The following is a 12,315-nucleotide window of genomic DNA, read 5'->3' as shown; positions in this document are numbered from 1 at the left end:
GCTCAGCGGCGCCGGACGAGCAGGTCGCCGACCTCGCATCCGAGCGCGTCGCAGATCGCCTGGAGGGTCGAGAAGCGGATGGCCCGCGCGCGGTCGTTCTTCAGCACGCTGAGGTTCACGACGCTCACGCCGACGAGTTCGCTCAGCCGCGTGAGGGTCATGGCGCGTTCGGCGAGGAGTTCGTCGAGTCGGCAGTGGATCTCGTGCGCCTCGCCCGGGTCGGCCGCGGGAGCGACCATCAGACGAGGCCCTCGGTGTCGCGCTGGAGGCGTTCGCCGACCTGGAAGGCGCCGCCGACGACGCCGAGCGCGAGGATCGCGAAGAGCGGCGACCAGTCGACGGAGAAGAGCACGCCCTCGTAGGTGTACTCGCTCACCGCCGACAGGGCCCCGTTCACGCCCATGGTCCGGAAGAGGGATCCCAGGAGCCACCCCGTGGCGAGCACGCCGGCGCCCGCGGCGACGATGCGGGAGTTGGCTCGCACGAAGGCGCGCCCGCGCGCGAGATTCAGGGCGAGCAGGCCGAGGAGCACGATCGCGGCGATGGTCGCGAGGCCGACGACGATCGGCTCGGCGACCAGGGCGAACTGCGTCGCGACCGCCGGGTGCGGCACCGTGACGATCGCCTGGTCGACGTCGACGGTGACGGGGGCTCCGCCGGGACCGATCGGCAGGGGAGCCGTCTCGCCGAGGAACGGCACGAGGACCGGGACATCCGTGCCGGGCAGGACCTCGGCGAGCCGGTCGGTCGCCCGCCAGAGGGTCGCGACGACGGCGACGACGCCGATCCCGGCGGTGAGGTACATGGCGACGCGGTCGCTCCGGCTGAGCTGCGTGCTGGTGAGGGACATCCCGAGGCGCTCCATATCGATGATCGATAACAACGAATATCGATAATCTACGACCGCTCCGCCGGTCGCGCAAGCGCGGAATCCGAGGCTCCGGACGTCGCCTGCGGTGCGCCTACGGCGAACACCCACCCGCGCGCCAGCCGCGACGCTTACGCTCGCAGTATCGAGTCGCCCGTACCCGGCGCCCTGAGGAGTGAGCATGTTCGAGAGATTCACCGACCGAGCCCGTCGTGTCGTCGTCCTGGCCCAAGAAGAGGCCAAGATGCTGAACCACAACTACATCGGCACCGAGCACATCCTGCTCGGCCTCATCCATGAGGGTGAGGGCGTCGCGGCGAAGGCGCTCGAGTCGCTGGGGATCTCCCTCGACGCCGTCCGCGAGCAGGTCCAGGACATCATCGGCCAGGGCCAGCAGCCGCCCACCGGCCACATCCCCTTCACGCCGCGTGCGAAGAAGGTGCTCGAGCTGAGCCTGCGCGAGGCGCTCCAGCTCGGCCACAACTACATCGGCACCGAGCACATCCTGCTCGGCCTCATCCGCGAGGGCGAGGGCGTCGCCGCCCAGGTGCTCGTGAAGCTCGGCGCGGACCTCAACCGCGTGCGCCAGCAGGTCATCCAGCTGCTCTCCGGGTACCAGGGCAAGGAGCAGGTGCAGGTCGGCGCCAACGAGCAGCAGCAGCCCGCGGGCGGCTCGCAGATCCTCGACCAGTTCGGCCGCAACCTCACGCAGGCCGCGCGCGAGTCCAAGCTCGACCCGGTGATCGGGCGCGAGAAGGAGATCGAGCGCGTCATGCAGATCCTGTCGCGCCGCTCGAAGAACAACCCCGTCCTCATCGGCGAGCCCGGCGTCGGCAAGACCGCCGTCGTCGAGGGCCTCGCGCAGGCCATCGTCAAGGGCGAGGTGCCCGAGACGCTCAAGGACAAGCAGCTCTACTCGCTCGACCTCGGCTCGCTCATCGCCGGGTCGCGCTACCGCGGCGACTTCGAGGAGCGCCTGAAGAAGGTCACCAAGGAGATCCGCACGCGCGGCGACATCATCGTCTTCATCGACGAGATCCACACGCTGGTCGGTGCGGGCGCCGCCGAGGGCGCGATCGACGCCGCGTCGATCCTGAAGCCGCTGCTCGCCCGCGGCGAGCTGCAGACCATCGGTGCGACCACGCTCGACGAGTACCGCAAGCACTTCGAGAAGGATGCCGCGCTCGAGCGCCGCTTCCAGCCGATCCAGGTCGCCGAGCCGAGCCTGCCCCACGCGATCAACATCCTGAAGGGCCTGCGCGACCGCTACGAGGCGCACCACAAGGTGTCGATCACGGACGGCGCGATCGTCGCCGCCGCGAACCTCGCCGACCGCTACATCAGCGACCGGTTCCTGCCCGACAAGGCGATCGACCTGATCGACGAGGCCGGCGCCCGCCTGCGCCTGTCGATCCTGTCGTCGCCGCCCGAGCTGCGCGAGTTCGACGAGAAGATCGCCGTGGTCCGCGCCGCGAAGGAGACCGCGATCGAGGAGCAGGACTTCGAGAAGGCCGCGTCGCTGCGAGACGAGGAGAAGAACCTGCTCGGCGAGCGGCTCCGCCTCGAGAAGCAGTGGAAGTCGGGCGACGTCACGACGACCGCGGTCGTCGACGAGGGCCTGATCGCCGAGGTGCTCGCCCAGGCGACCGGCATCCCGGTGTTCAAGCTCACCGAGGAGGAGTCCTCGCGCCTCGTCTTCATGGAGAAGGCGCTGCACGAGCGCGTCATCGGCCAGGAGGAGGCGATCTCCGCCCTGTCGAAGACGATCCGCCGCACGCGCGCCGGACTCAAGGACCCGAAGCGGCCCTCGGGGTCGTTCATCTTCGCCGGCCCCACGGGCGTCGGCAAGACCGAGCTCGCGAAGGCGCTCGCGGAGTTCCTCTTCGACGACGAGGCCGCGATGATCTCGCTCGACATGTCGGAGTACGGCGAGAAGCACACCGTCTCCCGCCTGTTCGGCGCCCCTCCCGGGTTCGTCGGCTTCGAGGAGGGCGGCCAGCTCACCGAGAAGGTCCGCCGGAAGCCGTTCAGCGTCGTGCTCTTCGACGAGATCGAGAAGGCCCACCCCGACATCTTCAACTCGCTCCTCCAGATCCTGGAGGAGGGCCGCCTCACCGACGGCCAGGGTCGCGTCGTGGACTTCAAGAACACCGTCATCATCATGACGACGAACCTCGGCACGAAGGACATCTCGGGCGGCCCCGTCGGCTTCCAGATCGAGGGCGACCCCCGCACCGGGTACGACCTCATGCGCGCGAAGGTGAACGAGGAGCTGAAGAAGCACTTCAAGCCCGAGTTCCTGAACCGCGTCGACGAGATCATCGTGTTCCCGCAGCTGTCGAAGGGCGAGCTGCTGCAGATCGTCGACCTCTTCATCAAGCGCCTCGGCGACCGCATGCTCGACCGCGACATGACGATCGAGCTGACCCAGTCCGCCAAGGAGCGGCTCATCGAGCTCGGGTTCGACCCCGCGCTCGGCGCCCGCCCGCTGCGCCGTGCGGTGCAGCACGAGGTCGAGGACCGCCTGAGCGAGAAGATCCTGCACGGCGAGCTCAACTCGGGCGACCACGTGAAGGTCGACTTCCTGGGCGGCGAGTTCCAGTTCACGACCACGCAGCGTGCGCTGCCGGTCGGCGTCGGCGTGAACGCCGGTGCCGCGCTCGGCACCGGGCAGGCGACGCCGGACCTCGCGGCCGGCACCGGCTCGTAGGCCGCGTTCGTTCCACGCTCGACGGAGGGCGGATGCCTCGGCATCCGCCCTCCGTCATGTGCGCGGGACGGGGGTCGCCTGAGGCTTAGGCTGTCCCGGTGACCGACTACTCCGTGCGCCGTGCGCGCACCAGCGATGTGCCGAAGATCCTCGCGCTCGTGGAGCCGCTCGTCACCCGACGCATCCTGCTCGGCAAGGAACGCGTCGACCTGTACGGCGCGATCCAGGAGTTCCGCGTCGCCGAGACCAGCGACGGCGAGGTCATCGGCTGCGGTGCGCTCCACGTGATGTGGGAGGACCTCGGCGAGCTCCGCACGCTCGCCGCGGCGGACGAGTGGCTCGGTCGCGGCGTCGGCCACGCGCTGGTCGACGCGCTCGAGCGGGACGCCCGCGAGCTCGGCCTCAGCCGCCTGTTCTGCCTCACGTTCGAGGTCGACTTCTTCGGTCGCCACGGCTTCCACGACATGGGGGCGGAGTCGGTGGATCCCGAGGTCTACGCCGAGCTCGTGCGCTCGCACGACGAGGGCGTGGCCGAGTTCCTCGACCTCGCGCGCGTGAAGCAGAACACGCTCGGCAACACCCGGATGCTGAAGGTCCTCTGACCGCTCGCGCGCGCGGGTCGCGCGCCGGTCGTGCGCGCCGAGCGGGCGCGGACCGGCACGCCGAGCGGATGCCCCGGCGCGGGGCATCCTCGGTCGTAGCCTGTGCACATGTCGAGTGAGCGCACACCGTCCGGGCGGCCGTCGCCCGCGGTGTACCGACGTCGGCGGCTGGTCGTGCTCCTCGGGCTCGTCGCGGTGATCGTCGCCGTCGTGCTCATCATCGTGCGGCCGGGTTCGAGCCAGGGCGACGAGTCGGACGCGACGCCCCCGACCGGGAGTGCCGGTGCGACGGATCCGGCGACCCCGGCAGCGGATGCCCCGGCCACGGTGCTGCCGACGACCGAACCGACGACCCCGCCCGAGGGGATGCACTGCAAGACCTCGCAGGTCGAGGTCGTCGCGATCACCGACCGGACCGAGTATCAGGCCGGCGAGCAGCCGAACCTCATGGTCTCCGTCACCAACACCGGGACGGCGCCGTGCGTGATCAACGCGGGGACGAAGGCCCAGGTCTTCACCGTCACGAGCGGTGCGGAGAAGTACTGGGTCTCGACCGACTGCCAGACCGATCCGATCGACGCCGAGGTCACGCTGGCGCCCGGCGTGCCGGTGAGCTCGGCCGTGGCGATCGTCTGGGACCGCACGCGGTCCTCGCCCGACACGTGCGGCGTCGCGCGCGAGGCGGTTCCCGCCGGCGGCGCGTCGTACCACCTCACGGTGTCGGTCGACGGGATCGAGTCGGTCGAGACGAAGCAGTTCCTGCTGTACTGATCGCCTGCAGGCGCCCGGATACGCTGGGGGGATGGCAGGCAAGGCGCGGAAGACGTCGAAGACTCCCCTCGAGTTCCGATCGCAGGCGCTCGCCGAGGCGCTCGAGCGGCAGGACATGGCGGCGGTCGCGCTCGCGCTGCGGAACGGGAACACGGTCGTCCCGCTCGTGAAGCCGGGTCCGCGCGACAAGCCCATCGACGGGGGCGAGGTGTGGACCTATCGCGATCCGTCGACCGGGGACGTCGCGCTCCTGCTGTTCAGCGACGCGGCGAACAAGCCCGACAACCTCCCGCCCGCGGTCGGCCTGCACAGCCCGGCGTGGTTGCGGACCTTCCTCAAGCGGCACGAGGGCACGATCACGACGGTGTTCCTCGACATCGCCGGCCCGCATCCGATGCAGGCATCGCCCGAGGAACTGCGGCGGGTGCTCGACGCGTAGGGCGTCGGCGGTCGGCGGTCGGCGGTCGCGGGTCAACGGCGAAGGCGTCGATGATGCGCGGTGGCGGTCGCAGTCGCAGTCGCAGTCGCGGCAGCCGCGGTCAGAATGCCGCGTCGAGTTCGCGCTCGCGCTCGCTCGTCGAGGCGCGCATCGCCTGCTCGACCGCGGTCCGCACGCTCCCCGACTCGACGTCGACGATGGTCGCGTAGCCCAGCCGGCGCGCCTCGGCGCCGCGTTGCCGCGCGGCGGTGACGGGCCTGACCTCGCCGGCGAGGCTGATCTCGCCGTAGGCGGCGAGGTCGTGCGGCACCGCGCGGTCGCGCATCGCGGAGGCGATCGCGACGGCGATCGCGAGGTCGGCCGCGGGTTCGACGAGCCGCACGCCGCCGACGGTCGACACGTAGACGTCGACCTCGCCGAGCTTGCGCAGCCCGGCGCGGCGCTCGAGCACGGCGAGGATCATCGCGACGCGCGCCGGGTCCACGCCGTTCACGACGCGCCGGGGCTGCGGCGCCTTCGTCTCGACGACGAGTGCCTGCACCTCGACCGGCAGCGCCCTCCGGCCCTCGAGCGCGACGGTCACGCACGTCCCGCTGACCGATGCACGCGAGCGGCTGAGGAAGAGGCCCGACGGGTCGGGGACCTCGGCGATGCCGTCGCCGGTCATCTCGAAGCATCCGACCTCGTCGGTCGGGCCGAATCGGTTCTTGAGCGCCCGCACGAACCGGAGCGCGGTCTGCCGGTCGCCCTCGAACTGGCACACGACGTCGACGAGGTGCTCGAGCAGCCGGGGACCCGCGATCGAGCCGTCCTTCGTGACGTGGCCGACGAGCAGGACCGGCAATTGGCGTTCCTTCGCGACGCGGATGAGGGTGGACGCCACCTCCCGGACCTGGCTCGGCTGGCCGGGCAGGCCGTCGGAGAGCGAACTCGCGACCGTCTGCACCGAGTCGACGATGAGCAGCTGCGGCTCGACCTCGTCGACGTGCCCGAGCACCGTCGCGAGGTCGGACTCGCTCGCGAGGTAGAGCTCGGGGCTGAGCGCGCCCGTGCGGCCCGCGCGCAGGCGGACCTGGGCGGCCGATTCCTCGGCGCTGACGTACAGCACGCGTCGGCCGGATTGCGCGACGCGCGCGGCGACCTCGAGCAGGAGCGTCGACTTGCCGACGCCCGGTTCGCCGGACAGCAGGATCGCCGCACCGGCGACGATGCCGCCGCCGAGCACGCGGTCGAACTCGCCGATGCCGCTCGGCCGGTGCGCGGTGTCGTCCGCGTCGACCTCGGCGATGGGCCGGGCCCGTCGGTCCCCGAGGGGGACGATCGCCGTCGGCACGCGCGTCGCGGCCGCGACGGCGCCCGTCTCGGCCATCGTGCCCCACTGCTGGCACTCGCCGCAGCGCCCCACCCACTTGATCGTGTTCCAGCCGCACTCGGAGCATCGGAAGGTGGAGGTCGGGCGCGCCATGCGGTGACGCTATCGCGGCCCGCCGACATCGACGGGGCGGCGCTGCGGCGGGGCATCCGCTCGATCGGCCGATTTGGCCGACCGTCGCCCACCGTCTACACTCGATCCCGGTGACGTGTCCGAGCGGCCGAAGGTGCAACTCTCGAAAAGTTGTGTAGGGTAACCCCCTACCGTGGGTTCAAATCCCACCGTCACCGCCACCGAAACCCCCGCGGGTCCCGTGAAACACGGGATCGCGGGGGTTTCGTCTTGCCGGGGAACGGTGCCGCAACAACTGCGACAGCATCCTCGGTTTGCCAACGGTTATCACCGTACATGTTGGTAAGATGACCGCATGTCCACGCATGCGGCACCCGATTCGATCCCGATCGATGCCGTCTTGCACGAGACGTTCGAGTGGACGCCGCGCGCGCCCGAGATGTTCTCGCGCGCCGAGGTGCAGCGCCAGACAGGCCCCTACGACGCGACGATCACCGCGCCGATCGCCGGGTGGCATCCCCTCCTGTCCGGTGTCGACTCGGCCGACGTCGAGGATGCCACCCGCCAACTGGTCGGGTTCGATCGTCACGCGCAACGCACGCTCGGCACGGGGAGCCCGGCCCTCGGTCCGATGACCGCGATCCTGCTGCGCACGGAGTCGGCGTCGAGCTCCCAGATCGAGCAGCTGACGACGTCGCCGAAGCAGCTCGCCCTCGCCGAGATCGACGAGGGCGACAAGGCGAACGCGCTCACCGTCATCGGCAACGTCCGTGCCATGGAAGCGGCGCTGCAGCTGGCGGACGACATCAGCGAGAAGTCCATCCTCGCGATGCACCGTGCCCTGCTCCGTCACCAAGCCGGTCTCGAGCACGAAGCCGGTCGCTTCCGCCAGGAGCAGGTGTGGATCGGTGGCGACAACGCCGGTCCTCGAGGTGCGCGCTTCATCGGTCCCCACCATGACCGCATCCGCGGTGCGATCGTCGACCTCATCGCCTTCATCGGCCGCCAGGATGTCTCGGTGCTCGTGCAGGTCGCGGTCGCCCATGCCCAGTTCGAGACCATCCACCCCTTCGTCGACGGCAACGGCCGCACCGGCAGGGCCTTGGCGCAGTCCATTCTCCGCAACACGGGTCTCGTCGGCTCGACCGCAGTGCCCATCTCAGCGGGGCTCCTCGTCGACACCGAGCGCTACTTCGCAGCGCTCGGCGCCTACCGGACCGGGGACGCCGGGCCCATCATCCGAGAATTCGCGACGGCGAGCCGGATCGCGGCGACGACGGGCACCGTGCTCGTCGACGACCTCGTCGAGCAGCTGGAGCAGTCTCGTGAGCAGATGAAGGGAATCCGTGCAGACGCTGCGGCGTGGCGGGTGCTGCCCCACCTCGTCGGCCAGCCCGCGGTGAACACGAAGTACCTGATGACCCGCCTCGGCCTCGGTGAGATGGCCGCGCTTCGCGCACTCGGCGCGCTCACCGAGCACGAGGTCCTCACCGAGACCACGGGGAGGGGGCGGAATCGCGTCTGGCAGCATCGCGGCATCCTCGGTGTCCTCGACGCCTACGCCGCCGAGATCCGGCGGATGTCCGCACGCTGAGCGAGGCTCCAGGCGTGTCGGCTCACCGGTCGGTGGCGTGCCTCGTGGCCAACGCCATGCGGAGGTGCGGGAGGTGCTCGCGCGCGACGACGACCGTGGTCACGACCTGTGCGCTGAGCTGCGCGCCGATGGCGTAGACGAAGGGGTCGGTGTCGATCTCGAGCGCCGGGACGAGGTCGCCGTCGATCTCGAGACGCGCGGACGGGTTGGCCGCGGACTCCGTCACGCGCCACGCGCCGTCGGTGGCGACCGGGCCGTCGCCGAGGCCGAGCTCGGTTCGGAACGTGTTCATGAGGATGTGGTTCGCGTGGTCGGCCAGTTGGCGAGACGGCGTCGAGAACTCGGACGGTTCCCGGGTCCACGTCGTGCGAACCGCCTCCCACAGCTGCGGATACCGCAGCCGGGCGACGTACTCGAGCAGCCAAGCGGGTCGAGGCCACGGCGGCTCGTCGTCGAGCGCCGCTCGGGTCCGGTCATCCAGGTCGGCGAGGTTCGCGGGGTCGGATCGATCCGCAGGGTTCCGCCACAGCAGTGAGGTGATGCTCGCGGACTGCTGGGAGAGGCCGTCCATGCCGCCGATCTCCAGGAACGAGACCAGGTCGTCGTCCTCGACGGCGGGCTGCGGAGCGAAGCCCATCACCGGGAACGACAGGCCCGTCAGCCGCCTGGCGGCCTCGAGGCGCGGATCCGGCGCATCCTCGGGGAGGACACCGACGATATGCATGGCTCGAGGGTTCCGGATCGGGAGGCGCCGCGCAAGCATCCGCTTGCCGAAGGTGCCGCACTGAGGATGGCGCCGACGGGATGCTTGCCCATTCCGATCGCGGTGGGCCAGACTCACGCGTGGGGCTGGACCACGCGGTCTCTCGCTCGCATTCCGGATGTCTGCACGTCGACGACAGGACATGGCATGGATCTGCACTTGGCCGGCAAGACCGCGCTCGTCACGGGCGCGAGCAAGGGGATCGGCCTCGCGGTCGTGGAGGGACTCGTCGCGGAGGGCGCATTCGTCGTCGCCGGCGCGCGGACGCTCAGCCCCGAACTCGCTGCGCTCGTCGCCGAGGGGAACGTCGAGTTCGTCGCCGTCGACCTCGCCGCACCGGACGGGCCGGCCGCGCTCGCGGAGCGCGCACTGGCCGGGCGGGGCGTCGACATCCTCGTGAACAACGTCGGAGCGGTGGCGCCGCGGCCGGACGGCGTGGCCGACGTCTCGGACGAGGAGTGGCAGCGGACCCTCGACCTGACGCTCCTCGCCGCGGTCCGGCTGATCCGGGCCGTGCTTCCCGAGCTGATCCGGCGCAGGGGATGCATCGTCACGATCAGCTCGGTCAACGCGACGCTTCCCGACCCGCTCGTCGGCGACTACTCGGCGGCGAAGGCCGCGCTCGGCAGCTATTCGAAGTCGCTCGCGAACGAGGTCGGCGCATCGGGAGTCCGGGTCAACACCGTCAGCCCGGGACCCGTCGAGACCGGCCTCTGGCTCGGCGCAGGCGGCGTCGCCGAGACCGTGTCCCATGCGGGCGGCGGCACGCCGGAGGATGTCGCCGCGTCGGCGGCCGCGGCATCCGTCACCGGCAGGTTCACGAGACCCGAGGAGGTCGCGGACCTCGTGCTGATCCTCGCGAGCGATCGGCTCGGCAACGTCACCGGCACCGACTTCCGGATCGACGGCGGGCTGATCCGGACCATCTGACCTCGCCCGCGCGCCGTCGATCGGGGCGATGATCGAACCATGGAGATGCAGGAGATCATCGAGGTGGTCCGCGGGTTCGAGGGCGCGCTCGTGTTCGTCCCCGAAGCGGGCGGGCCGTACCCGGAGATCGCGTGGGGGGACGCGTTCTGCTACTTCGCGCCCGACGGTGTAATGCCCGAGCGGACGCAGCCGTACGCGACCATCGTCACGAAGGACTATCCGGACGACGAGCGCTCGCGGCTCGACGAGCCCGGCCGGTTCCGCGTGAACCTCCACGTCGGGCGGGATCGGGCGGCCGAACTGGCCGCCGAGGACGCGGATCCCGCGGAGGCGGACGCGTTCGCCCCGCACCCGCTCTACGGTGCGGCGGGGTGGGTGTCGGTCGTGAACCCGTCGACCCGGACCGCCGAGCAGGTCCTCGCGCTGCTTCGCGACGCGCACGACCAGCGCGCAGCCGAGCGGCCCGCCGCGAGCGCGCGGAATGAGCGGACCGGCATGGCGTCACCGCAGGCGCTGAGCGAATCCGATCGGCGCGTCGTCGCGGACTGGGCGGCCGCCTGCGCCGAACGCGTCCTCGCGGTGTTCGAAGCCGAGGCGCCCGAGGACGGGCGTCCGCGCGACGCGATCGCCAGGGCGCGGGCGTTCGCACGCGGCGACCTCGACGCCGCCGGGGAGATCCGGCGCCGGTTCGTCGCCGGCCGCGCGGCGGGCGCCGTGCGCACCCCGGCCGCGGTCGCGGCCGCCCGCGCCGCGGCGCAGGCCGCCGGCGTCGCCCACATGGGCGCGCACGCGCTGGGCGCGGCGGCCTACGCGGCGAAGGCCGCGGGGCTCGCGGCCCCGGACCGGCCCGACGCGACCGACGAGGAGGTCCGCTGGCAGGTCGCGCAGTTGAGCCCCGAGGCGGCGGACGCGCTCCGTCGCCTTCCCCCGGTCGGCGCGGATTCGCACGGGCCGCTCGGCGCGGGCCTGCTCGCCTCGGGCGTCCTCGGCTCGATCATCCGGGACATCCAGGCCGCCGTCGGGTCGTCGGATGACTCGGACCCGCCCGGGAACCCATAGCCGGGTCACAGTGAACCCATGGCGATCCCCGCCACGATGGCTCGGACACGGCCCCGGCATCGCGCCGGCAGGGCCACGCGAGAGGAGCATCCATGCGCCGGATCCCCGAACCCGAGCGGACCGCGAGGGGGCCCGCCTACGAGGGGCGCCTGCTCGACCGCCCCGACGACGAGGTCGTCGACCAGGGTGCGGGCTTCGACGTGCGGACCCTCCTCACGCGCCGACGCCTGCTCGGCCTCATCGGGCTCGGCGCGGGCACCCTCGCGCTCGCGGCGTGCACGCCGTCGGCCGACGGAGCGACCGACGGATCGGCCGGCGGGGGCGCCGGCGCCGGGGCAGGCTCCGCGACCGGGGCATCCGAGGGCGAGATCCCGGAGGAGACGAACGGTCCCTACCCCGCCGACGGGACGGCCGACCTGAACATCCTCGAGCGGTCGGGCATCGTCCGGAGCGACATCCGGCCCAGCCTCGACGGTGGCATGATCGCGGAGGGCGTGACGCTCGCGTTCACCTTCACCGTGACCGACGTCGCGAACGGCGGCGCGCCGTTCGCGGGGGTCGCGGTCTACGCCTGGCAATGCGACGCGCAGGGCCGCTACTCGATGTACACCGAGGGCGTCGAGGACGAGACGTTCCTCCGGGGCATCCAAGTGACCGACGCGAACGGCGCCGCGACCTTCACGACGATCGTGCCGGGCTGCTACCAGGGCCGGTGGACGCACCTCCACTTCGAGGTCTACCCCGACCTCGCCTCGGCGACGAAGGTCTCGAACGTGATCGCGACCTCGCAGGCGGCGTTCCCGCCCGAGATGCTGGGCGGCGTGTACGCGCTCGACGCGTACGCCGGCTCGGCCCGGAACCTCGCGGGCGTCGGCACCGCGATCGCGGACGACGGCATCTTCGGCGACGGCGACTGGACGCTCCAGGTGCCGACGATCACCGGCAGCGCCGGAGCCGGGTACGTCGGCGCGCTCGCCGTGGCGATCGACACCGCGACGACGCCGGGCGGCGGCGGCATGGGCGGACCCGGCGGCCCGGGCGGCGGCCCGCGCGGGTCCGGAGGCGCGCGGTAGGGCGGCCCGGGCGGGTCCGGGGGCGCGCCGCAGGGCGGCCCACCCCCGTCGACCCGGACGGC

12 protein-coding genes and 1 tRNA gene are annotated in these 12,315 nt (G+C 71.6%); 9 read left to right on the top strand and 4 right to left on the bottom strand.

The window, feature by feature from the left end:
- Nucleotides 1-2: 2 nt before the first annotated feature.
- Together ACDF64_RS01795 and ACDF64_RS01790 are read right to left on the bottom strand one after the other, a co-directional pair.
- The gene (locus ACDF64_RS01795; protein WP_394553073.1) at nucleotides 3-239 is read right to left on the bottom strand and encodes a helix-turn-helix domain-containing protein; all 237 of its coding nucleotides are present in this window, start codon (nucleotides 237-239) and stop codon (nucleotides 3-5) included.
- Nucleotides 239-850 carry a hypothetical protein gene (locus ACDF64_RS01790; RefSeq protein WP_394553072.1) on the bottom strand — a complete coding sequence of 204 codons (612 nt, stop codon included), beginning with the start codon at nucleotides 848-850 and terminating at the stop codon, nucleotides 239-241. The genes ACDF64_RS01795 and ACDF64_RS01790 overlap by 1 nt, the downstream gene beginning before the upstream one ends.
- A 199-nt stretch (nucleotides 851-1,049) precedes the next feature.
- Between ACDF64_RS01790 and ACDF64_RS01785 the strand changes: the two genes are divergently transcribed.
- The 4 genes from ACDF64_RS01785 (at nucleotide 1,050) to ACDF64_RS01770 (ending at nucleotide 5,390) form a co-directional block, all read left to right on the top strand.
- Nucleotides 1,050-3,578, top strand: a complete 2,529-nt coding sequence (locus ACDF64_RS01785; RefSeq protein WP_394553071.1) for an ATP-dependent Clp protease ATP-binding subunit — start codon at nucleotides 1,050-1,052, stop codon at nucleotides 3,576-3,578.
- 98 nt (nucleotides 3,579-3,676) lie between these two features.
- Nucleotides 3,677-4,180, top strand: coding sequence for an amino-acid N-acetyltransferase (locus ACDF64_RS01780; protein WP_394553069.1), 504 nt, complete (start codon nucleotides 3,677-3,679; stop codon nucleotides 4,178-4,180).
- Between the two features lie 108 nt (nucleotides 4,181-4,288).
- A complete protein-coding gene (locus ACDF64_RS01775) occupies nucleotides 4,289-4,951 on the top strand; it encodes a hypothetical protein (protein WP_394553068.1) in 663 nt (220 codons plus the stop codon).
- A gap of 31 nt (nucleotides 4,952-4,982) precedes the next feature.
- On the top strand, nucleotides 4,983-5,390 hold the full coding sequence (locus ACDF64_RS01770; protein ID WP_394553067.1) for a dehydrogenase: 408 nt from the start codon (nucleotides 4,983-4,985) through the stop codon (nucleotides 5,388-5,390).
- Between the two features lie 100 nt (nucleotides 5,391-5,490).
- Here ACDF64_RS01770 and radA read toward each other — a convergent pair whose 3' ends face one another.
- The gene (gene radA, locus ACDF64_RS01765) at nucleotides 5,491-6,855 is read right to left on the bottom strand and encodes a DNA repair protein RadA (protein ID WP_394553066.1); all 1,365 of its coding nucleotides are present in this window, start codon (nucleotides 6,853-6,855) and stop codon (nucleotides 5,491-5,493) included.
- A gap of 109 nt (nucleotides 6,856-6,964) precedes the next feature.
- Here radA and ACDF64_RS01760 point away from each other — a divergent pair.
- Both ACDF64_RS01760 and ACDF64_RS01755 read left to right on the top strand, forming a co-directional pair.
- A tRNA-Ser gene (locus tag ACDF64_RS01760) sits at nucleotides 6,965-7,055 on the top strand.
- 134 nt (nucleotides 7,056-7,189) lie between these two features.
- A complete protein-coding gene (locus tag ACDF64_RS01755) occupies nucleotides 7,190-8,428 on the top strand; it encodes a Fic family protein (protein WP_394553065.1) in 1,239 nt (412 codons plus the stop codon).
- 22 nt (nucleotides 8,429-8,450) lie between these two features.
- Here ACDF64_RS01755 and ACDF64_RS01750 read toward each other — a convergent pair whose 3' ends face one another.
- Nucleotides 8,451-9,152 (bottom strand): hypothetical protein, encoded by a 702-nt coding sequence (locus ACDF64_RS01750; protein WP_394553064.1) that lies wholly within the window; start codon nucleotides 9,150-9,152, stop codon nucleotides 8,451-8,453.
- A gap of 186 nt (nucleotides 9,153-9,338) precedes the next feature.
- On the opposite strand from ACDF64_RS01750, the gene ACDF64_RS01745 reads away from it, so the two are divergent.
- The 3 genes from ACDF64_RS01745 to ACDF64_RS01735 all read left to right on the top strand — a co-directional run bounded on the left by ACDF64_RS01745 (nucleotide 9,339) and on the right by ACDF64_RS01735 (nucleotide 12,253).
- The gene (locus ACDF64_RS01745) at nucleotides 9,339-10,121 is read left to right on the top strand and encodes an SDR family oxidoreductase (RefSeq protein WP_394553063.1); all 783 of its coding nucleotides are present in this window, start codon (nucleotides 9,339-9,341) and stop codon (nucleotides 10,119-10,121) included.
- A 39-nt stretch (nucleotides 10,122-10,160) separates the two neighbouring features.
- Nucleotides 10,161-11,180 carry a DUF6194 family protein gene (locus tag ACDF64_RS01740; protein ID WP_394553062.1) on the top strand — a complete coding sequence of 340 codons (1,020 nt, stop codon included), beginning with the start codon at nucleotides 10,161-10,163 and terminating at the stop codon, nucleotides 11,178-11,180.
- Between the two features lie 92 nt (nucleotides 11,181-11,272).
- On the top strand, nucleotides 11,273-12,253 hold the full coding sequence (locus ACDF64_RS01735; protein ID WP_394553061.1) for a 3,4-dioxygenase subunit beta: 981 nt from the start codon (nucleotides 11,273-11,275) through the stop codon (nucleotides 12,251-12,253).
- Nucleotides 12,254-12,315 lie beyond the last annotated feature (62 nt).

The organism is Agromyces sp. MMS24-JH15, from assembly GCF_043518605.1.
GTDB lineage: Bacteria > Actinomycetota > Actinomycetes > Actinomycetales > Microbacteriaceae > Agromyces.
Note: the sequence above shows the minus strand (reverse complement) of the source record. Positions and strands in the feature narration are given on the sequence as shown.